The 20,498-nt window shown below is 68.9% G+C and carries 20 protein-coding genes; 5 read left to right on the forward strand and 15 right to left on the reverse strand.

Annotated features, from left to right (window positions below):
• Positions 1–5: 5 nt before the first annotated feature.
• Positions 6–1,364: a DoxX family protein gene (locus tag ACWEH3_RS06470; protein WP_450019169.1), complete on the reverse strand. Its 1,359-nt coding sequence runs from the start codon at positions 1,362–1,364 to the stop codon at positions 6–8.
• 66 nt (positions 1,365–1,430) lie between these two features.
• Positions 1,431–2,789, reverse strand: a complete 1,359-nt coding sequence (locus tag ACWEH3_RS06475) for a DoxX family protein (protein WP_450019171.1) — start codon at positions 2,787–2,789, stop codon at positions 1,431–1,433.
• A gap of 239 nt (positions 2,790–3,028) precedes the next feature.
• Here ACWEH3_RS06475 and ACWEH3_RS06480 point away from each other — a divergent pair, with 239 nt between their 5' ends.
• Positions 3,029–4,159, forward strand: coding sequence for a phosphotransferase family protein (locus ACWEH3_RS06480; RefSeq protein WP_450019173.1), 1,131 nt, complete (start codon positions 3,029–3,031; stop codon positions 4,157–4,159).
• A gap of 2 nt (positions 4,160–4,161) precedes the next feature.
• Positions 4,162–5,259, forward strand: a complete 1,098-nt coding sequence (locus ACWEH3_RS06485; RefSeq protein WP_450019175.1) for a hypothetical protein — start codon at positions 4,162–4,164, stop codon at positions 5,257–5,259.
• Between the two features lie 369 nt (positions 5,260–5,628).
• On the opposite strand, the gene ACWEH3_RS06490 is transcribed toward ACWEH3_RS06485, so the two are convergent.
• The 6 genes from ACWEH3_RS06490 to mqo all read right to left on the reverse strand — a co-directional run bounded on the left by ACWEH3_RS06490 (position 5,629) and on the right by mqo (position 12,551).
• The gene (locus ACWEH3_RS06490) at positions 5,629–5,997 is read right to left on the reverse strand and encodes a cobalamin biosynthesis protein (protein WP_450019177.1); all 369 of its coding nucleotides are present in this window, start codon (positions 5,995–5,997) and stop codon (positions 5,629–5,631) included.
• Positions 5,984–7,525 (reverse strand): cobyrinate a,c-diamide synthase, encoded by a 1,542-nt coding sequence (locus tag ACWEH3_RS06495; protein WP_450019179.1) that lies wholly within the window; start codon positions 7,523–7,525, stop codon positions 5,984–5,986. Before ACWEH3_RS06495 ends, ACWEH3_RS06490 begins: the two co-directional genes overlap by 14 nt.
• Positions 7,526–7,604: 79 nt before the next feature.
• The gene (gene cobO, locus ACWEH3_RS06500) at positions 7,605–8,219 is read right to left on the reverse strand and encodes a cob(I)yrinic acid a,c-diamide adenosyltransferase (RefSeq protein ID WP_450019181.1); all 615 of its coding nucleotides are present in this window, start codon (positions 8,217–8,219) and stop codon (positions 7,605–7,607) included.
• Between the two features lie 173 nt (positions 8,220–8,392).
• Entirely contained in the window at positions 8,393–10,405 is a 2,013-nt protein-coding gene (locus ACWEH3_RS06505) for a VWA domain-containing protein (RefSeq protein WP_450019276.1), read from the reverse strand.
• Positions 10,406–10,561: 156 nt separating this feature from the next.
• The gene (locus ACWEH3_RS06510) at positions 10,562–11,017 is read right to left on the reverse strand and encodes a GNAT family N-acetyltransferase (RefSeq protein WP_379251410.1); all 456 of its coding nucleotides are present in this window, start codon (positions 11,015–11,017) and stop codon (positions 10,562–10,564) included.
• A gap of 19 nt (positions 11,018–11,036) precedes the next feature.
• Entirely contained in the window at positions 11,037–12,551 is a 1,515-nt protein-coding gene (gene mqo / locus ACWEH3_RS06515) for a malate dehydrogenase (quinone) (protein WP_450019183.1), read from the reverse strand.
• Between the two features lie 295 nt (positions 12,552–12,846).
• On the opposite strand from mqo, the gene ACWEH3_RS06520 reads away from it, so the two are divergent.
• The gene (locus ACWEH3_RS06520; protein WP_450019185.1) at positions 12,847–13,908 is read left to right on the forward strand and encodes an alpha/beta hydrolase; all 1,062 of its coding nucleotides are present in this window, start codon (positions 12,847–12,849) and stop codon (positions 13,906–13,908) included.
• Here the strand turns inward: ACWEH3_RS06520 and ACWEH3_RS06525 are convergent.
• The 5 genes from ACWEH3_RS06525 to map form a co-directional block, all read right to left on the reverse strand.
• The gene (locus tag ACWEH3_RS06525; protein ID WP_450019187.1) at positions 13,888–14,451 is read right to left on the reverse strand and encodes an alpha/beta fold hydrolase; all 564 of its coding nucleotides are present in this window, start codon (positions 14,449–14,451) and stop codon (positions 13,888–13,890) included. The two genes, ACWEH3_RS06520 and ACWEH3_RS06525, sit on opposite strands and share 21 nt — an antisense overlap.
• A 56-nt stretch (positions 14,452–14,507) precedes the next feature.
• Positions 14,508–14,900: a PIN domain-containing protein gene (locus ACWEH3_RS06530; protein WP_195149221.1), complete on the reverse strand. Its 393-nt coding sequence runs from the start codon at positions 14,898–14,900 to the stop codon at positions 14,508–14,510.
• On the reverse strand, positions 14,897–15,130 hold the full coding sequence (locus ACWEH3_RS06535) for an AbrB/MazE/SpoVT family DNA-binding domain-containing protein (protein ID WP_355070037.1): 234 nt from the start codon (positions 15,128–15,130) through the stop codon (positions 14,897–14,899). Before ACWEH3_RS06535 ends, ACWEH3_RS06530 begins: the two co-directional genes overlap by 4 nt.
• Before the next feature lie 141 nt (positions 15,131–15,271).
• Positions 15,272–16,810 (reverse strand): cobyric acid synthase, encoded by a 1,539-nt coding sequence (locus ACWEH3_RS06540; RefSeq protein ID WP_450019278.1) that lies wholly within the window; start codon positions 16,808–16,810, stop codon positions 15,272–15,274.
• 35 nt (positions 16,811–16,845) lie between these two features.
• The gene (gene map / locus ACWEH3_RS06545; protein WP_450019191.1) at positions 16,846–17,709 is read right to left on the reverse strand and encodes a type I methionyl aminopeptidase; all 864 of its coding nucleotides are present in this window, start codon (positions 17,707–17,709) and stop codon (positions 16,846–16,848) included.
• Positions 17,710–17,922: 213 nt separating this feature from the next.
• On the opposite strand from map, the gene ACWEH3_RS06550 reads away from it, so the two are divergent.
• Both ACWEH3_RS06550 and ACWEH3_RS06555 read left to right on the forward strand, forming a co-directional pair.
• Entirely contained in the window at positions 17,923–18,627 is a 705-nt protein-coding gene (locus tag ACWEH3_RS06550; protein ID WP_450019193.1) for a hypothetical protein, read from the forward strand.
• Between the two features lie 176 nt (positions 18,628–18,803).
• Complete coding sequence (locus ACWEH3_RS06555) at positions 18,804–19,427, forward strand: DUF4126 domain-containing protein (protein WP_450019195.1); 624 nt, start codon at positions 18,804–18,806, stop codon at positions 19,425–19,427.
• Between the two features lie 193 nt (positions 19,428–19,620).
• Here the strand turns inward: ACWEH3_RS06555 and ACWEH3_RS06560 are convergent, their stop codons facing one another.
• Positions 19,621–19,980, reverse strand: a complete 360-nt coding sequence (locus tag ACWEH3_RS06560; protein WP_450019280.1) for a DUF4254 domain-containing protein — start codon at positions 19,978–19,980, stop codon at positions 19,621–19,623.
• A gap of 271 nt (positions 19,981–20,251) precedes the next feature.
• Positions 20,252–20,395 carry a hypothetical protein gene (locus ACWEH3_RS06565; protein ID WP_450019197.1) on the reverse strand — a complete coding sequence of 48 codons (144 nt, stop codon included), beginning with the start codon at positions 20,393–20,395 and terminating at the stop codon, positions 20,252–20,254.
• Positions 20,396–20,498: the final 103 nt, after the last annotated feature.

Raw genomic sequence — 20,498 nt, forward strand, 5'->3', positions numbered from 1 at the left:
GCGGCTCAGCGGAAATACGGATATTCCTGCACCCAATGAAAACCGCGGCTGCGCAACGGGAAGTCCTCGAGCGCGACCGAGGTCAGTGCCACCGAAACCGGCTGCCCGGCGAGCGTGCCCGTCAAGGTCAGCCGCTCGGGCGCGGGCCGGTCGAAGCCGAAACTGCCCAGCGGTTGCGGTCCCGCGCCGACGGCCGTCGGCGGCGCGGCCATGACAAGCGTGCGCGCGCCGGGATCGACCATGGCGAGCACCGGGACCAACTGACCGTCCATTCGTTGCACGGTCACCCCGTCCCGGTCGAAAACTATTCTCTGCCAACGTAATTGATCGGTGCTCAACGGTGGAAGCGGTTTGCCGTCCACGCTGAAGTCGGTGACCGCCCAGATGCCGTACAGCGGCGGTTCCGGCCGCCCGGCTCCCTGTTCGTTCCACCTTTCCCAAGCGGTGTAGGCGTTCGAGAACACCAGCCACACCCCGAGCGCGATCTGCACCGCGGCCGCGATCCGACGGGCCCGGGGCGAGTGCAGCAACGGCGGTGTCGTCGACGGTCCGGTGGGCCGGTCCAGTACGAGCACGTTCGCCAGACGCCCGGCCTCCGGAACGAGCAGCACCAGGCACAGCAGCATCAGGTGGAACGACAGGATTTTCGCGGGCACGTCGTAGGTCATGTCCAGCACGAACACCTGTGTCGTGCACACCAAGGCGAGCATCGCGCCCACCAGCGCGGTGCGCGGCACGAACAGCAGCACACCGGCGAGCAGTTCCGCCGAGCCCAGCAGGATCTCGTACTGCGGCGACACCCCGATGTGATTCCAGAGCACCGCCATCGGACTGAAGTTCCCGTAGGGCTCGAGCAATCGGCTCAGCGGTGTGGGCGGCATCTGGGTCGGGACGGCCTTCGCCATGCCGTAGGAGATCAGCTGCCCCGCCAGGGACAGACGCACGAACAGCAGGAACCACGGTTGCACGGCGCGGTAATGCGGCCGCTGCCGATCCAGCACGCTCCAGAGCAGGGTTCCGAACACCGCGGCCACCAGGACGACGAACACCAGCACCCAGAAGTACGCCTGGTCACCGCTGATCGAAGCGGTGTTCGCCGCGACGGACGCGCCGAACACGCGCGTCCCGACCCCCTCCACCACCGGACGCAGCGCGCGGGCTGCGCCGTAGTTCACCCAGTCCGGCAGCCATTCGCGGGTCAGTCCGAGGAACTCCGGGACGATCGACGGATACACCAGGCAGAACAGTCCGAAGTACAGGAAGCCGAAACGGAACGTCACCCGGGTCGCCCCGCTCCACGGCCGGACCCCGGCGTCCTCCGCGCCGGCGGCGGCGTCTGTCCGATCCAGGATCGCTTCGGTCACGGTGGCCCTCCAGTCCGAGTCGATGCAGACCGAAGGTATCGAAAAGAGCCGTGGCCGTATGGGATTTCAGCGGAAGTACGGGTATTCCTGAACGAAGTGGAATCCCCGGCCGCGCAGCGGGAAGGAATTCAGGTCCATCCGGTCCAGCGACAAGGTCACCGGCGTTCCGTTCAGCTCACCCGTCAACGACAGCGTGTCCGTACCGGGCCGGGTGAAGGTGAAGGCGCCGAGGCGGGCGGGCGGAACGCCTGCCGACTCGGGAGCCTCCGACAGAACAATGGTGTGCGCGGCCTCGTCGACCACCGCCACGACGGGCACGAACGAGTCGTCCATCTTCTGCACGGTCGTGCCCTGGCGGTCGAAGACGAGCCGCCGCCAGCGGCCCTCGTCGGTGAGCAGCGGCGGCGCCGCATGCCCGTCCCTGGTGAACTCGCCGACGGTCCAGATGCCGTAGAGCGCAGGCTTCGGCGCGCCGTCACCCGACTCGCGCCAGGTGTGCCAGCCGATGTACACACCACCGATCAGCACCCACAGGCCCAGCGCCACTTGCGCCACCGCCGCGATCCGGTTCGCGCGGCGGGAACCGAACAGCGGCGGCTGCGCGGCCGGTTCGGACGGGCGTTCCAGCACGAGCAGGTTCGCCAACCGCCCGGCCTGCGGCGCCAGCACCACCAGCGAGAGCAACAGCAAGTGGAACGAGAGGATCTTCACCGGCACGTCGTAGGTCATGTTCAGCACGAAGACCTGCGCCATGCTCACCAGACTGAGCAACGCGCCCGCCGTCGCGGTGCGCGGGAGGAACAGCAGCAGGCCACCGAGCACCTCGGCCGTACCGAGCAGGATTTCGTACATGGGCGCGGCGCCGACCTGGTTCCAGAGCACCGACGCCGGGCTCATCGTCCCGTACGGTTGCAGCAGCGCGGTCAGCGAAGGCGCGGGCATCTGCGACGGAATCGCCTTGGCCAGACCGTAGAAGAGCATTTGGCCGCCCAGGCACAGCCGGATGAACACCAGGAACCAGTTGCGCAGTGCCGTGTAGTCCCGGCGGCGGCGGTCGAGGATCGACCAGACGATCGTGATCAGCGCCGCGGCGACGAGTTCGCAGAAGATCAGCAGCCAGATCGCGGCCTGGTCGCCGCTGCCCGAATTCTCGTGCAAGACGGCTTCGACCCCGAAGACATGCTCGCCGACCCACCCGACCAGCGGGCTCGTCGTGCGCATCTGCCACAGGATCGCGCTCTCGGGCAGCCACTTGCTCAGTATCCCGGTGAAGACGAAGAGGATCTGGGCGAACAGCAGGCAGAACAGACCGAAGTAGGCGAAGACGAAGCGGAACGCGATCCGGGCCGGCAGGCTCCACGGCCGCCGCTCGTCACCGGTTCGCGCCTCGCCGCTCGTCAGGACTTCCATTTCGACGGTACGCACACCACTCCCCTCACAGGCCGACAGATTGGCCAGCCGAAAGTATCCGACCAGGTCATGGGATGACCTCCGGGAAAACCCTGGATTTCCGAGTACTTCTTTCGGCCTACTTGCCCGCCGCACCGAGCGGCGCCGGGATTCGTTCCCGGTTCCGGCCCGTCAATAACTAGAACGCGTTACAGTCGCGTATCCCGGCGCACCGCCAGCGGTGCACCCGGGCCGCACGTGTCAGGAGGACAACGATGACCGACGATCCGGACCCGGCACAGCGACAGCAGCTGACCGTCAGCGAACGCGACCTGGACACGCTCGCCGGGGACCTGGCGCGCTGGCTGAACACGAAGGTCGCCGCGGACGAGTTGCCGCGCATCTCGGATCTGTCGCGTCCGCAGTCCGGCGGCATGTCCAGCACCTCGATCCTGTTCGACGCCGAATGGACCACCGGGGGTCGGGCGGAGCGCGGGTCGTTCGTGGCGCGGATGGCGCCCGAGGCCGGATCGTTCCCGGTCTTCGAGACCTACGACCTGACCACCCAGTACCAGGTGATGGCCGGCGTCGCCGCGGCCACCGACGTGCCGGTGCCGGGCCTGTGCTGGCTGGAGAACGACGAAAAGCCGCTCGGCGCACCGTTCTTCGTCATGCGGCGGGTGGACGGACGGGTGCCGACGGACAACCCGCCGTACGTGTTCATCGGCTGGCTGTTCGATGCCGATCCCGCCGACCGCCTTCGGCTCACCCACAACACCGTCGAGGTGATCGCGAAGGTCCACGGCATCCCCGACCCGGCGGCGCACTTCCCGATGCTGAGCGGGCCGGGCGACTCGCTGCGCAGGCACGTCGCCGCGCAGCGCTCCTGGTACCGGTGGGGGCTCGCGGACGACGGCTATGAGATCCCGCTCATCGAGCGGAGTTTCACCTGGCTGGAGGAGCACTGGCCCGCCGACCCCGGTCCGGATGTGCTCACTTGGGGCGACGCCCGCCCGGGCAACATCATCTACCGCGAATTCGACCCGGTGGCGGTGCTGGACTGGGAGATGGCCGCCCTCGGGCCGCGGGAACTCGACCTGGGGTGGGTGATCTTCATCCACCGGTTCTTCCAGGACCTGGCCACCCGCTTCGGGCAGCCGGGGCTCCCCGATTTCCTCCGCCGCGACGACGTGGTGTCGAAATACGAGGAGCTGACCGGCTACTCGGTGCGCGATCTCGATTTCTACCTCGTGTACGCCGCGCTGCGGCACGCGATCGTGATGGCGCGGGTGAAACGCAGGATGATCCACTTCGGCGAGGACACCGACACGCCGGACCGCGACGACTACGTCATGCACCGGGCAAGCCTGGAAGCGCTGCTCGACGGAACCTACGAATGGGACTGATCATGCCTGTGCCCTTGGACGAGTACCCGATCCACCAGACCCCGTTGTCGCTGGCGCGGGTGGCCAGTAGCGATCGGAATTTCTACGACCGCAGCTACTTCAACGCCCACGACCGCGACGGCGGCACGTTCCTGATCACCGGTCTCGGCGTGTACCCCAACCTGGGGGTGACCGACGCCTACGCCGCCGTCCGGCGCGGCGACACGGTGCGCGCGGTGCGCTTCTCCGACGCGCTCGGCGACCGGAGCCTCGACCAGCGCGTCGGCGGCTACCGTGTCGAAGTGATCGAACCGCTGCGGCGCATCCGGGTGGTCTGCGAGCACGACGATCTCGGCTTCGACCTGACCTGGACCGGGGCCTTCCCCGCCGTGCAGGAACAACCGCACCTGATCCTCGCGGGCAACCGGCCGATCATCGACGCGTCCCGATTCGCACAGGTCGGGTCGTGGGCGGGAACGCTGCGCGTGGACGGCGACGACATCACGGTCGACCCGGCGGTGTGGACCGGGACGAGGGATCGCTCGTGGGGCATCCGCCCGGTCGGCGAGACCGAGCCGCCCGGACGCGCGGCCGCCGAGCCGTCGGGCGGATTCTGGTGGCTGTACGTGCCGCTGCGGTTCGACGACTTCGCCGTCGTGGTCATCGTGCAGGAGGAGCCGGACGGCAGGCGCACCCTCAACGACGCGACCCGGATCTGGCCGGACGGACGCACCGAACAGCTCGGCTGGCCCCGCATCGCCATCGACTATCGTTCCGGCACCAGGCTTCCCGTCGGGGCGCGACTGGAGCTGACCACGCCGGACGGCAAACCCCTGGAGATCGAGATCACGCCGGGCACGGGCGTTCCCTTGCACGTCGGGTGCGGCTACGGCGGCGATCCCGACTGGCAGCACGGCCAGTGGAAGGGCCGCGGCTGGTCCTCCTCCAGCCGCTACGACCTCACCGACCCGGGGATCGCCGCCCGCATCCCCTACGGCGTCACCGACCACGTGGCCCGCGCCCGCTGCGGCGACGCCGAAGGCTGGGGCCTGTTCGAGCACGCCAGCATCGGCCGCCACGACCCGACCGGCTTCGCCGACTGGGGCTCGGTCGCACCCTGAAACAGGGGCCGGAGCGGCCTTCGCGTGGTGCTGCGCTCCGCCGCGTCAACGGACCGGGACGGCGGTCGCCTCGCCGCCGGAGCATCCCGAGCACCTTGTGGGATCTTCCGCCAGGAGCGAGTGTCCAGCGGCGCCGGCGCCGCATTCGCGCAGTGACCGGCCTGCGGCGCGACCATCCCAATGACCCCGTCCGGAGGTCGTTCATACGTCGAGACGCGGGCGGACCTCGCGATCCGTGAGTTCCGCTCGCGCGGTCGGCCGCGGGGCTGACGAGGTGCAGTTGGCGCACATCGCTCGATCAGGAGCCGAGTAGACGGCCCGCATCCATGCGGCGATCGCGCGGAAGTCCGTGCAACCGGTCGAACGGCTCTACCGCTCGTACAGCGCTGCCGCGAGCACCACGCCGTGCACGACGCGCTTGGGCAGCACCAGCGGCCCGCCTTCGGCGGCGAGCAGCGCCGCGGCCTCCGCGACGCTTGCCGTGCCGATGGCGGCACGCGTCCGGTCTCCCGGGTTCGGGACGGTGACCGCCACCAGTTCGTCGGCGGAGTAGGACCGTAGCGGCACCCGGAGGTCAGCGGCGACCGTGCGCAGTCCGGGTTCGGCGGAGCGCCGCGTGATGGTGGCGAGGCACACGATCCGATGGTCGCCCACGCCCTCGTGCAGGGCAGCGCGAATCGTGCGGGCCGAAGTGAGCGGTCGCAGGCCGATGCCGACGACGACCTCAGCGGACGGCACGGGAACTCGCGAAACGGGCTGTCTCCGTGACGAATCGACGCACCGCCCGGGGATTCCCCGCCGGATGGGTATGCAGGTACGAGGCATGCACGTTGCCGCTGAGCGCCCCTTCCTGGACGCGCTCTCCCGCGCTTCCGCGCCATCCCCACGCCGGATTCGGTGTCGGCGCGGACACCAGGCGCGTGCGGTGGAATTCGTGCCCACGGACCCGTTCCCCGGCCCGCCACAACAGCGAGTCGGCGAGCGCGACGGCGTCTCGGTAACCGAGCGTCAGGCGCGGCCCGAACGCGGCGTCGGCCTCCACCACCCCGGCCATGGGGTGCCCGTCCAGCGAACGGGTCAGATACAGCAGCCCGGCGCATTCGGCATGAACCGGCATCCCGTCGCGGGCGGCTTCGGCCACCGCCCGCAACAGGCCGGAATTGGCGGCCAGCGCCGCGGCGTGCTCCTCGGGGAAGCCACCTGGCAGCACCAATCCCGCTGACCCGGCGGGCAATTCGTCGTGCAGCGGATCGAAGACGACCACTTGCGACCCCGCGGCCGTCAGCAACTCGCGGTGCTCGGCATAGCCGAACGTGAACGCCGGGCCACCCGCCACGGCGATCAGCGGACCCTCCCGATCGGCGGGGCCACCGATGACGATCGCGCCGTCCGCGCTTTCGTCGGCTCGCGAGATACCACCGGGCTCCGTGGAGACGCGCGAGTCCCGATCACCGGCGGCAGACGTCGACGCCACCATGTCACCGCCTTCACCGAGCGACGCCGCGGTGTCCTCTACCCCTTCGAGCCCACGCACGGCCGCGACGGGATCCCACGCGGGTCCCGCCACCGACGAGCGAGCGAGTGCGGCGACGGCGCGCAGGTCCACATGCGCGGCGACGAGGTCCGTCATCGCCGCCACCGCCGCTGTCGCGGCCGAACCGTGTTCCACGGCCGGGATCAAGCCGAGATGCCGGGAAGGCACCTCGAGTTCGGCCAGGCGCGGCAACGACCCGAGCACCGGCAACCCGACGCGATCGCAGGCGGCCCGCAGCACTTGCTCGTGCCGTTCGCTGCCGACCCGATTCAGGATCACACCGCCGAGCCGGACGCCGCTGTCGAAGGTCGCGAATCCGTGCAGCAGCGCCGCCAGGCTCTGGCTGTGCCCGCGCGCGTCGACCACCAGCACCACCGGCGCCCCGAGCAGGGCCGCGACCTGCGCCGTCGAACCCTCCGCCACCGCACCGGAATAGTGTTCATCGATCCGCCCGTCGAACAGCCCCATCACGCCCTCGACCACGGCGAGATCGCACCCCCGCGCGCCGTGCTGGTACAACGGCACAACCCGTTCCTCCCCCACCAGCACCGGATCTAGATTCCTCCCCGGCCGCCCCGCCGCCAACCCGTGATATCCCGGATCGATGTAATCCGGCCCCACCTTGAACGGCGCCACCCGATGCCCCACCCGGCGCAACGCCCCCACCAACCCGGTCGCCACCGTCGTCTTCCCGCTCCCCGACGCCGGCGCCGCCACCACAACGGCTCTCATTCCCACCTCCGCTTCGCGAGTGGCACACCCTCGCGCGGCCCTCTCGCGATTCGCCGCAGCCATGTGCCACTCGCGGAAATCACCATTCGATGCCTCGTTGGCCTTTGCGGCCCGCATCCATGGGGTGTTTGAGTTTGGTCATTTCGGTGACCAGGTCGGCGGCTTCGAGGAGGGGTTGGGGCGCGTCGCGGCCGGTGATGACGACGTGTTGGTTTCCGGGGCGGGTGCGGAGGGTTTCGACTACTTCTGCGGTGTCCACCCAGCCCCATTTGAGGGGGTAGGTGAATTCGTCGAGGACGTAGAAACGGTGTTGTTCGGTTTTCAGGCGGCGGGCGATCTCCTGCCAGCCCGCCAGCGCGGCCGCGGCGTGGTCGTCTTCGGTGCCCTGCTTGCGGGTCCAGGACCAGCCCTCGCCCATCTTGTGCCATTCGACCGGCCCGCCCGCGCCGGTCTGCTCGTGCAGTGTGCCGAGAGCGCGGAAGGCGGCTTCCTCCCCGACCTTCCACTTGGCGCTCTTCACGAATTGGAACACCGCGACGTCGAAACCTTGGTTCCAGGCCCGCAGCGCCATCCCGAACGCGGCCGTCGACTTGCCCTTGCCCGGCCCCGTGTGCACGGCGAGCACCGGCTGGTTGCGCCGCTGCCGCGTGGTCAGCCCGTCGTCGGGAACGGTTTCGGGAACACCCTTGGGCATCGAATCTCCTTGCTCTCGGATCACTCCGACCTACAGCGTGTCCTGGCCGGAAGCCACGACCTCACGCAACCGGCACGAACCGAAGGGGCGCGTGCTCGTTCGACCGACCGCGCCGCCCACCGGGCGAGCGCCGCCGAGCTGCTCGCAGCGGACACGCCGATCGGAAGTCGTGGTCACGCCGCTCGAACCGCGCCGCTGGGGCGTGCGGAACTCGACCGCACGACATCGGCGACCGAATCGCCGGTCAGCTCGGCCAACCGCAGATATCCGCCGCGCAGGTCGCGAGCCAGATCCGCGGCGAGACCGAGGCGGATCATGCCGCGTTCGCAGTCGACCACGATCGCGGTGACCGCGTCCCTGGCGAGCAAGCGGGCCGCGGCGCGGGCGCGGGGAACCGGGTCCGCGCCGCCGGTGGCGCGACCATCGGTGAGCAGCACCAGCATGGGCCTGCGGCGCGGATCCCGCACCCGCTCGCGCAGCACTATCTCGCGCGCCTTCAGCAGGCCGGCGGCCAGCGGCGTCTTCCCGCCCGTGCGCATCCCGGACAACCGGCGCACCGCGATGTCGACCGACGAGGTGGGCGGCAGCACGAGTTCGGCCTCCGCCCCCCGCACGGTGACGACGGCGACCTTGTCGCGGCGCTGGTAGGCATCGCGCAGCAGCGTGACGACCGCGCCGGTGACCGCGGACAACCGGTCGCGGGCGGCCATCGAGCCGGACGCGTCGACGACGAACACGACCAGATTCCCCTCGCGGCCTTCCCGATACGCACCACGGAGGTCCTCGGCGGCCAGCCGCAACGGCCCGGCGGCCCGCCCGCGCGCATGCTGATGCGGCGCGGCCGCGAACACGGTGCCGAGCAGGTGCAGCCCCGAGGAGGTGTCGGTGCTGGAACGCACCGCTCGCCCGTGCCGGGACTCCGCGCGTGAGCGGCGCCCCGGAGCGCCCTCGCCGACTCCGGGCACTTCCCAGCGCGGGGTCCGCGCACCAGCGGAAACCGGTGTGCCGGTGCGGCCTTCACCCGAACGGCCGCCGCCCGGACCGTCCGGCGGCGACGGGTCTTCATGACCTCCGCCCGGACCTTCCGGCGGTAGGGGGTCGTCCGGGTCGTCCCCGGGACGAGCCCGTCTTTCGTCGTCAGTCACCGCTCCGTCGGCCTCCCCGGTGTCCTGCTGCGCGGACGACGGCTGCTCGCGTTGCGCCTCCGCGGCGGCGTCGCGCATCGCGTCGTCGAGTTGTTGCTCGCTGATGCCGGGCTCGTCGAACGGATCGCGCCTGCGCCGGTGCGGCAACGCCAGTTCGGCGGCCACCCGCACGTCGTCCTCGGTCACCGCGTCGCCGCCGCGCCATGCGGCATGCGCTGTCGCGGTGCGCGCGACGACCAGGTCGGCGCGCATGCCGTCGACGTCGAACGCGGCGCACAGCGCGGCGATCCGGCGCAGCTCCACATCGTCGAGCGCCACCTGTCCCAGCCGGTCGCGAGCGGCGAGAATCCGTTCGGCCACTTCCTGGTCGGCCTCGGCGTACCCGGCGGCGAATCGGGCCGGGTCGGCCTCGTAGTCCAGCCTGCGGCGCACCACCGCCATGCGCACGTCCACGTCCCGGGAGGCGGCCACGTCCACGGTCAGGCCGAATCGGTCCAGCAGCTGGGGACGCAGCTCACCCTCTTCTGGATTCATGGTGCCTACCAGAACGAATCGCGCGGGGTGCGAATGCGACACACCGTCGCGCTCGATGTGCACCCGGCCCATCGCCGCGGCGTCCAGCAGCACGTCCACCAGATGGTCGTGCAGCAGATTGACCTCGTCGACGTACAGCACACCGTGATGGGCGGCGGCCAGCAGGCCGGGACGGAACGCCTGCTCCCCGTCGCGCAGCACCCGCTCCAAGTCCAGCGAGCCGACCACGCGGTCCTCGGTCGCGCCCACCGGCAACTCCACCAAGCGAGCGGGCCGTGCGCCGGTCTCGTCCACCACCGGCGGCAGCAACTGCGCCAGCGCGCGCACCACGGTCGATTTCGCGGTGCCCTTCTCGCCGCGCACCAGCACGCCGCCGATACCGGGATGCACCGCGCAGAGAATCAGCGCCAGTTGCAGCCGTTCCTGCCCGACCACCGCCGAGAAGGGAAATCCCGCCTCACCGTCCGAGGTGGAAAGTGTTCGGCCGCGCTGATCGGACGTAGGCACTGTTTCGGCATGGGACAGGGACACGCCCCAACTCTAAGGGCGCGCCCGCACTCATCCGACAGGGCCCTTCGATTCAGAACCGATGCGGGCGGGCCCCGAAAGCGCCGCACCCGCCCCGGAGACATCCGGAGCGGGTGCGAATGGCGGATGGAGTGGCTACTCGCCTCCCCTGCGCATCGGCACGTGCGCGATGCCGTCTTCCTCGAACTCCGGGCCGTCGACCTTGAAGCCGTGCTTGGTGTACAGGTCGATCAGGTAGCTCTGCGCGCTCAGTCGCACCGTCGCCGAGCCCACCTCGGCCAGCGCCGCCTGCAGCAGTCGCGTGGTGTACCCGTGTCCGCGAGCGGGAGCGGCGGTGCAGAGCCTGCCGATGCGGAAGCTCTTCACACCGTCGCGGTGCTCTTCGCACAACCGCAGCGTGGCGATGACCTCGCCCTCGTCATCGAGCCAGAAGTGCCGGGTCTCGGGAAGCAGATCCTTCCCGTCCAGCTCGGGGTACGCGCACTTCTGTTCGACGACGAAGACTTCGACGCGAAGTTTCAACAGCTGGTAGAGCGTCGCGGTATCGAGATCCTGCGCCCAGGAGCGTTTGAGAGCAACCGTTGACATCATCGCGCCTTGCTATCACAACCTAGGCGTTCGCCGCGACCCCTGCACGTCTCGGCGTGTTGTCCCCGCCGTCGACGAGGTTGAGCGCCTTGGAGGTCCAATCCCACACTTCGTGGAACAGCGCCGGGTCCTCCGAGAGCTTGATGCCCAGCGAGGGCACCATCTCCTTCAGCTTCGGCGTCCATTCGGCGTACTCCTGCGGGAAGCACCGCTGCAGCACGTCCAGCATGGCGGTCACGCAGGTGGAGGCGCCCGGAGACGCACCGAGCAGACCGGCGATCGTGCCGTCCTGGGCGGCGATCACGGCGGTGCCGAACTCGAGCACGCCACCCGCGCCCTTGCGCCGGATCACCTGCACGCGCTGGCCCGCGGTGATCAGCTCCCAGTCCTTGGCCTCGGCGCGCGGGATGAACTCCGACAGGGTGATCACCTTGCCCGCCTCCGACTTCAGCAGCTCGCTGACCAGGTACTTGGTCAGGCCGAGTTCGGTGACGCCGACGCCGAGCAGCGAGAAGATGTTGTTCGGCCGCACCGACTTGAACAGGTCGGTGTTCTTGCCGTCCTTGAGGAACTTCGGCGTCCAGCCCGCGTACGGGCCGAACAGCAGGCCAGGCTTGCCCTTGATGACGCGAGTGTCCAAGTGCGGCACCGACATCGGCGGAGCGCCGACCGCGGCCTTGCCGTACACCTTGGCCTCGTGCTGGTTGATCAGCGCCGGGTTCACGCAGCGGAAGAACTGACCGCTCACCGGGAACCCGCCGAAGCCCTTCGCTTCCTTGATATTCGCCTTCTGCAGCAGCGGCAGCGCGCCGCCGCCCGCGCCGACGAAGACGAATTTGCTGCTCAGCGTGCGACTTTCCCGGGTGCGTACATTGCGGACCGTGACCAGCCAGGAGCCGTCGGACTGCTTGGACAGGTCACGCACCTCGTGCCCGAAGGCCAGGTCGGCGCCGGAGGCGCCGAGGTAGGCGAGCAGTTCCTGGGTGAGCGAGCCGAAGTCGATGTCGGTGCCGCCGTCGGTCCAGTTCAACGCGATCGGATCGGAGAAGTCGCGCCCGCGCGCCATCAGCGGCAGGCGGCGGGAGAACTCGTCGGGGCTGTCGATGTACTCCATGCCCTCGAACAGCGGGTGCGGCGCCAGCGCCTCGTACCGCTTGCGCAGGTACTGCACGTTGTCGGCGCCGTGCACGAAGCTGACGTGCGGGATGGGGTTGATGAAGCCGGACGGATCGCCCAGGATGCCGTTCTCCACGCCGTAGGACCAGAACTGGCGGGAGACCTGGAAGCGCTCGTTGATGTCGACGGCCTTGGAGATGTCCACCGAGCCGTCGGGCAGCTGCGGGCTGTAGTTCAGCTCGCACAGCGCCGAGTGTCCGGTGCCCGCGTTGTTCCACGGATCGCTGCTCTCCGCGGCGGCGGCGTCGAGCCGCTCGAACAGGGAGATCGACCAGTCCGGCTGCAGCTGCCGCAGCAGCGCGCCGAGGGTGGCACTCATGATGCCGGCACCGATGAGTACTACATCGGTCTTTTCAGTCATGGCAGCGTTCGGCACGGGTAGATCGACTTCCTTGTCTGCGCGGGCCCACCGGGCGGGTGGACCAGCCTGGGCACGGTGTAGTTGTGGCTCGGTTCCGGCGTCCGCCGGTTCCGAACGGCTTGGCGGGAGTCAGGTTACCCGCCGTTCACCTAAGCCCAATTGTGCACCTCACCACGCCGCCACCCCGCAGCGAACCTGCGGAATGTGCGGAATGCGACAGAGACGGTCGTCACTTCGGCGGCCGGGCGGCGGCTGCGGACTGTCCGCGTTCGACACCGTCCAATAGATTGGTCGCGTGACGAACGAACAGTCGCTTGCCGAGCCGGTCAGCACCTCCCCGGATGGCGCAGGCTGGCGCCCCGACGTCCTCGGCCCGCACTATCAGCAGCGCACGCTGGACCTCGGTCCCGACCCCGACGGCGAGGGCGAGGTGGTCGCCACGCTGGTGCGCTACGTCCCCTCCGGCGACGTCGAGCAGACCGCGGGCGCGGTGCTCTACGTCCATGGCTTCACCGATTACTTCTTCCAAGAGCACCTCGCCGAGCACTTCACCGCGCGCGGGTTCCAGTTCTATGCTCTCGACCTGCGCAAATGCGGGCGGTCGCTGCGTGATGGGCAGACCCCCCACTATGTGACGGATCTCGCTTTCTACGACCGCGAGCTGACGGAGTCGCTGCGGATCGTCCGGGCCGAGACCGGTGCTGCCGTCGTGCTCAACGCCCACTCGACCGGCGGCCTGGTCGTGTCGCTGTGGCTGGACCGCCTCAACCGAGCCCAGGGAACGGCCGCCGCGGGGATCACCGGCGTCGTGCTCAACAGCCCGTGGTTCGACCTGCAGGGTCCCGCGTACTACCGGACCATCGGAACGCCGATCATCAAGGCCGTGGGACGGTTCCGGAAGATGGTCCAGCTGCCCGGCGGCAAGGTCAGCACGTACGGTGACAGCCTGCACCACTCGGTGTCGGGTGAGTGGGAGTACAACCTGGACTGGAAGCCGTTGCACGGCTTCCCGGTCCGGCTCGGCTGGCTGCGCGCGATCCGCAACGGCCACGCGCGGCTGCACCAGGGCCTGGACATCGGGGTACCCTCCCTCATCCTGCGCTCCCGGATGACCAAGTTCGCCAAACAGTACGGTCCCGCCGTGGCCGTGGCCGACGCGGTGCTCGACGTCAAACAGATCCAGCGCTGGTCGGGCTGCCTGGGCGACCGCACCAACATGGTGCCGATCGACGGCGCCAAGCACGACGTGTTCCTGTCCGGCCCGGAACCGCTGGCCCAGGCGTTCCGCGAGCTCGACAGCTGGCTCGACTGGCTCGCGGACTACCAGGGCGCGAAGTCACCAGAGGCTGGTGCGTAGCACGATCTCGGTGGCCAGCTCGTGGTCGGCTTCGGTGGCCACGTCGGTGACGTCGACCTCGACCACCCGGAATTCGCCGTAGACGAACCGCCCCGACGTGTCGGCCACCGAGCGCGGCAGATTCTTGGTCACCAAGAGCGTGGTGGGCACCTCGACCGGACCGGTGGACGCGTCCACTACCGTTCCGTCGGCGCCGGGAGTCGCCGGGTGGCCGCGATCGGCCACGACCAGGCTCTGGAAGCGGCCGAAGCCGTGTGCGCACGCCTGCCAGGCCAGCACGGCGCCCGCGCCGCATCCGGCCACGTTGACCCACGGCAACCCGAGCTCATCGAGGATCGCGGTCACACCGGCCGCGTCGAGGCCGTCGATCGACTCCACCGCGAAGGTGCGCAGATCCGAGGTGTGCAGGCGGGCGCACACCCGATCGAAGACGTCCGCCGACTCGCCCGCGTCGGGCAGCAGCAGCACGCTGTGCCGGGATTCCGGTCCGTCGATCCGCACGGTCCACGCCCGGTCACCCACCGTGATCTGCCGAGATTCCATGCCGATTCACGCTACACGGCTCGCGGCGCCGCGGCGGCGGGTCCGGGGCAGCGGAATCAGGCGAGCAGGCGCATTCCGGCCCGCTCACCTGCGTTGTGGTCGAAGGTGACGGTCAGGTCACACCCGGCCTCCTGGCCGAGCTGCTGGATCAGCGCGTCGGCGAAGTCCGCGCCGTCGGCGGCTCGGCGCAGCGCCTGGCGAACGGTGTCGGCGCGCTCGACCACGATCTCGCTGGAATCGAGCAGTCCGAGCAACACGTCGGTAACCGCTTCGGGATCCTGTTTGTAGCCGCGGCGCAGCACCCAGTGGATCTCGGCGAGCACGATCATCGTGATGTAGCCGGGCTTGCTCTCGCTGAGCCCGTCGATCACCTGATTGGCTCGGGCGGACTGCTCCGGGTCGTCCTGGGTGAGGTACCGGATCAGCACGTTCGCGTCCAGGCCGATCATTGCGCCTTCCCTTCCACCACGTTGCCCGCGATGGCCTCGTTCATCTCCGCGAGGCCGATCGGCGAGCCCGACCAGCCCACGATGCCCTTCAGCGACTTGATCGTGCGCGTTTCGGGCACCAGTTCGTAGGTGCCGCTGGGCGTGGGGACGAAGGCGACCCGCACTCCGGTACGCAATCCCATCGCCACACGCACGTCGATCGGGATGGTGATCTGCCCCTTACTGGTCACCGTCGCCGACACCACATTGCCCCCTCGGCTGTTGGGTCTCTTCTCCGCCGCCATCATCCTCGCACCCGACCGCACTCGCTCGGCCCAGCCTTACCTGGAGCCGAATTCCTTACTGCAAGGTAAGGCGCGGGGTGGTTCCCGTCAACCGATACGGTCGCTCGCGAGCACCACGTCGGTGGCCATGATCGGCAGACCGGCGGGCGCGCCCTCGGCGACCAGACGCTCGAGCGCGACGAGGTCGAGGTGACCTTCGATCAGGTCGGCCAGCAGATCGAGTTGCGCGGCGCGCACCCCCGCGACCGAAACATCCTCGGCAACAGCGAATCCCGACCGGCCCGCCGCGGCGGCGACCGCGCGGAGCCACCCGCGGCGGAACTCGTCGGACTCGAGCAGCCCGTGCAGGTGGGTGCCCCACACCGCGCCGCGAACGCTGCCCTCCGGCTCGCCGTCGATCGTGAGCCACGCCGGGTCGCCGCGGTGCGTGACGCGGCCGTGATGGATCTCGTAACCGAGCACGGCGACTCCCGCCGCGTGCCCCGCGCTGCGGCGCAACACCTTCGGCTCGGCGAAATCGACGGTCAGGTCGAGCAGCCCGAGTCCGTCCACCGCACCGGCGCCGGACTCGACGCGGTCGAGAATGCGGGTGCCGAGCATCTGATATCCGCCGCACACGCCGAGGATCGGCCCGCCCGCGGCGGCGCGCGCCACCAGCGCGTCGGCGATGCCGGTACGCCGCAACCACCGCAGATCCGACACCGTCGCCTTACTACCGGGCAGCACCACCAGATCGGCGTTCGACAGCCGGGACGGCTCGGTCACCCAGCGCACCGCGACGCCCGGTTCGCAGGCAAGCGCCTCGACGTCGGTGGAGTTGGAGATGCGCGGCAGCCGGATCGCGGCGACGGTCAGCCATTCGTCGCCCACCGGCGGCCGGGGACGGCCCACCGGCGCGTCGGCGAGGGTACCCAGCGAGTCCTCCGCATCGATCCAGAGGTCTTCGGCGTATGGCAGCACACCGAGGGTGGGGCGGCCGGTGAGTTCGGTGAGACGCTCCAGTCCCGGCTGTAGCAGCTCCACCGCGCCGCGGAACTTGTTCACGACGAAACCCGAGATCAGTTGCTGGTCCTCGGGTTCCAGGATGGCGACGGTGCCGAACAGGTGGGCGAGCACGCCGCCGCGATCGATGTCCCCGACCAGCAGCACCGGCAGGCCCGCCGCGCGCGCGAGGCCCATGTTCGCCAGATCCGTCGCGCGCAAGTTGATCTCGGCGGGCGATCCGGCGCCTTCGCAGACGACCACGTCGAATTCGGCGCGCAGCGCGGCGAGTTCCGCGGCCACCACATCGCGCAATTCCCGCCGATGCCGGAAGTAGTCCTCGGCGCCGACGGTGCCGATCGCCTTGCCCCGCACCACCAGCTGGGAACGGCGGTCGCTGCCGGGCTTGAGCAGGACAGGGTTGAACCGCACGCTCGGCTCCAGTCCGCACGCTCTAGCCTGCAACGCCTGCGCCCGCCCGATCTCCCCGCCGTCGAGCGTGACCACGGAATTGTTGGACATGTTCTGCGCCTTGAACGGCGCGACCCGCACGCCACGCCGCGCCAGCATCCGGCAGATCCCGGCTACGACGACGCTCTTCCCCGCGTCCGAGGTCGTGCCCGCGACCAGCAGCGCGCCCTTCATCGCGGGCCGGTCTTCCGGCGCACGGCCGCCCCCGGTCACGGGAGGGTCAGGATCTCGGTCCCGGACTCGGTGACGACCAAGGTGTGCTCGAACTGCGCGGTCCACTTGCGGTCCTTGGTCACCACGGTCCAGCCGTCGTCCCAGATCTCGTAGTCGATGCCGCCGAGGTTGATCATCGGCTCGATGGTGAACGTCATGCCGGGTTCGATGATGGTCTCCACCGCGGGCTGGTCGTAGTGCAGCACCACGAGCCCGCTGTGGAAGGTCGGGCCGACGCCGTGGCCGGTGAAGTCGCGCACCACGCCGTAGCCGAAACGGTTGGCATAGGACTCGATGACGCGACCGATCACGTTCAGCGCCCGACCGGGACGCACCGCTTTGATGGCCCGCATGGTGGCCTCCTCGGTCCGCTCGACCAGCAGGCGCACCTCCTCGTCGACGTCACCGGCGAGGAAGGTCTTGTTGGTGTCGCCGTGCACGCCGTCGATGTAGGCGGTGACGTCGATGTTGACGATGTCGCCGTCCTCGATCACGGTCGAGTCGGGAATGCCGTGGCAGATCACCTCGTTCAGCGAGGTGCAGCACGACTTCGGGAAACCCTTGTAACCGAGGGTCGACGGGTAGGCGCCGTGGTCGCACATGTACTCGTGCGCGATGCGGTCCAGCTCGTCGGTGGTCACACCGGGGGCGACCGCCTTGCCCGCCTCCTCCAGCGCCTGCGCGGCGATCTTGCCCGCGATGCGCATCTTCTCGATCGTCTCGGCGGTCTGCACCCAGGGCTCGCGCCCCTCGTTGGCGGTCTTCTTCCACGCGTATTCCGGGCGCTCGATGGTGCGCGGTACTTCGCGGGTGGGCGACAGCGTTCCGGGGACGAGGGGCTTGCGCGTGCGGACAGACATAGCGAACAGCGTAATCGGCCGACCGCGCCGATGCCGAGGGCCTGCGGGAACAGGGCCGGACCACGGGCACCGCGCTCATAGGCACACCCTCGGAACGAGTCATCCCCGGCACGTCGGTATAGGCGACACCCGAACGAGTAATTCCGCCGACCACGTCCTCCGTCCACATAAGATCATCTGTCGACCGAAAGCCCTCCTCCGGTGGGAGTGAAAATGGCCACTGAACCAGCTTCTCCACCGCACCGAGACAGAAATGAAGCGGCTTCGTCGCCCGAGATCCCCCCCGACCGGTCCGATGAAAACTCCACGACCGCGCCGGCCGCGCAAGAGGACGTGCACCCCCGCGAGGCGGACGCGACCACCAGAAGTGGACGCTACGCGCTCATAGCGGCCCTGTGCGCTGCGCTGATCTCCAGCATCGTGTCGGCCTCGGCGGCGGTGTACGTCACGGTCGACAAGGCAGACAGAGACCAGCAACTAGCGTTGATACAGGTGACTCGCGAGAATCGCCAAAAGTCATACTACGAATTTATCGCGAGCACTTTCGATTTCGTGGAGCAGACGGGAAAGATGGCCGGTCTCCTTCGCGTGGACAACCTCGACGGGTTCCGCTCCGCGACAGTCGAGTTCAGCCAGCGCATGAACAAGTTCCTGTCCACTCTCTATATGGCCTGCATGACATCCAGCGAAGACATGATCCGCCTGTTGAACAAATTTCCCGAAGAGACCAAAGAATTGCTGGACAAGCACTACATGCCCTTCGTACAGAAATACACGGCCAGGACCGCGGCCCCTTCCGACAGCGATGAACGGAAGCTCGACAGCGCCGCCCTCGATACGGTGCTCATGAATTTCATCGACAAGCTCGATTCTTTGGTGAGCGACTTCATCGAGCAGGGCCGCAGGGACCTCGGCTAGCCTGCCGGTCCGTGATCGTACGGAATGGGCATGCACTGCCTCTGGGTCGAGCATGTAGGGTCGCCCCGACCCGGTAGCCGCGGCGGGCAGCGGAGTCCACCCCTTGTCCGGCTCGGCAGCCTGGCAACGAGATCACGCCGCCGACACCGCACTCCCGATCCCCCTACCATGGGCGCGTGTCCGCACTACCTCTCATCTTCACCGCAGGCTGGGCCAGCGGCGTGAACGCCTACGCGGTGGTTCTGCTGCTCGGAATCCTGGGCCGGTTCGGATTCACCGATTCGGTACCGGAAGGATTGCAGCGCACCGATGTCCTGATCGCGGCGGCAGCGTTGTTCCTGATCGAGGCCGTGGCCGACAAGATCCCGTATCTCGACTCGTTCTGGGACGCCGTACACACTGTGGTGCGGCCGATCGCGGGAGCCGTGGTCGCGGCGCTGCTGGCCGGACAGGACGGTTCGCTGCCACAACTCGCCGCGGGCGCGGTCGGCGGTACGGCCGCGCTGGTGAGCCACCTGGTGAAGGCCGGAACGCGCATGGCCGTCAACACCTCCCCCGAACCCGCCAGCAACATCGTGGTCAGCACCGCCGAGGACGTGACCGTCGCGGGCGTGGTCACCCTGGCGGTGTTCCACCCCGTGGCGGCGGCAGTGATCGCGGCGGTGCTGCTGATCATCGGCTTGGCGCTGGTGTACTTCTGCGCGAGCCGGATCCGTCGTTATCTGCGCCGACGGCGCGCCCGCCGGGCAGCGCGCGCGGGCGACCGAGTCGGAGTCGCTGAACAATTGCCACGCGGGTGAGTCCGTCACGGGCGTGCCGCGCCAGTCGACCACGCGGCACGCCGGGCGGGGCGCCCCGTTGCGCCCGCCGTCACTGTGCCGGCGACAAGAGCGCCCGGCTGGAGCGGAACTCGGCACCGGGACGTCGCCATTCGGACGAGTGACGCTGCGGGGCAGTGTCACTATCGCGGACGAGACCACCGTCGCGGCGAACTCATTGTTCGGGCAAACGGCGGCGGCCACCGGCCACGTCGGTTACCAGGTCAGTGTACCCGTCGACGAGTTCAGCCAGTTGGTACCAATGTTTATGGGTATTGTCGCTGCGTCCGCCCTCGACGTGGATGACTTGATTGGCATCCACCCAGCTACGCGCCATCCGGTCCACCACGGCGCCCAGGCTTTCGGTGTGCAACGAGGCGCCGTTGCGATGCTGCGGGATCTCCTGCGCGACCCAGTCGTTGATGTCGTCGACCAGTTCGAGGCGACGGCAGTCGATTTCGGCGATGAGTGCGGCATCCAGCACCTGTGCGCGGCGCTGGTGCAGCTCGGCGAGTGCGTGTGCGGACCGCAGCAGTTCCCGATCTTGGAAACGCCGTCCCTGGAAAGCACACAACAATTGCGGCGCGGTCGGTAAGGCGCCGACCGTCGGGGCGCTCACCGCCGCACTCCGAGTTGACCCGACCCCAACGCTCTTTGTACCAACATAATTGGCTCTCGATTCGGTTATCCCGGCCATCGGATGGGTTGTCACAACTAGGCTAGCTGGATCATGCACGTACAGATGCAAGAACGCAAGATTGCGTCTGCATTTCTGCGGTCAAGGGCTCCTTACGGCCCGCGGAGGCTCAGAGCAGACTGGTCGCAACCCTTTTCGGCTCACCGATCGGGTGCTTCCGGTGCCGATCGGCGGTGACGAGCACCACCACTCGTTCCCGAGTTCCGGCCGCCCCCACCGCCGGTCGCAGATCCGTGCGCACGAATTCGCCCACCGCCGCGCGCCTTCGGTAGCCGACAGTGCGCTGTCGATCTTCCCTACGACGTGGCAAGCCCCTCGCCGAGCACCGTGCCACTCGCGCCGATACCGAAGCGTCG

The sequence above is a fragment of the Nocardia sp. NPDC004718 genome, assembly GCF_053601535.1.

Coding starts and splice junctions, on each gene's coding strand:
- ACWEH3_RS06480 (WP_450019173.1), top strand. CDS start 3,029: ATGACCGACGATCCGGACCCGGCACAGCGACAGCAGCTGACCGTCAGC.
- ACWEH3_RS06485 (WP_450019175.1), top strand. CDS start 4,162: ATGCCTGTGCCCTTGGACGAGTACCCGATCCACCAGACCCCGTTGTCG.
- ACWEH3_RS06495 (WP_450019179.1), bottom strand. CDS start 7,525: ATGAGAGCCGTTGTGGTGGCGGCGCCGGCGTCGGGGAGCGGGAAGACG.
- cobO (WP_450019181.1), bottom strand. CDS start 8,219: ATGCCCAAGGGTGTTCCCGAAACCGTTCCCGACGACGGGCTGACCACG.
- ACWEH3_RS06510 (WP_379251410.1), bottom strand. CDS start 11,017: ATGATGTCAACGGTTGCTCTCAAACGCTCCTGGGCGCAGGATCTCGAT.
- mqo (WP_450019183.1), bottom strand. CDS start 12,551: ATGACTGAAAAGACCGATGTAGTACTCATCGGTGCCGGCATCATGAGT.
- ACWEH3_RS06525 (WP_450019187.1), bottom strand. CDS start 14,451: ATGGAATCTCGGCAGATCACGGTGGGTGACCGGGCGTGGACCGTGCGG.
- ACWEH3_RS06530 (WP_195149221.1), bottom strand. CDS start 14,900: ATGATCGGCCTGGACGCGAACGTGCTGATCCGGTACCTCACCCAGGAC.
- ACWEH3_RS06540 (WP_450019278.1), bottom strand. CDS start 16,810: ATGAAGGGCGCGCTGCTGGTCGCGGGCACGACCTCGGACGCGGGGAAG.
- map (WP_450019191.1), bottom strand. CDS start 17,709: ATGTCTGTCCGCACGCGCAAGCCCCTCGTCCCCGGAACGCTGTCGCCC.
- ACWEH3_RS06550 (WP_450019193.1), top strand. CDS start 17,923: ATGGCCACTGAACCAGCTTCTCCACCGCACCGAGACAGAAATGAAGCG.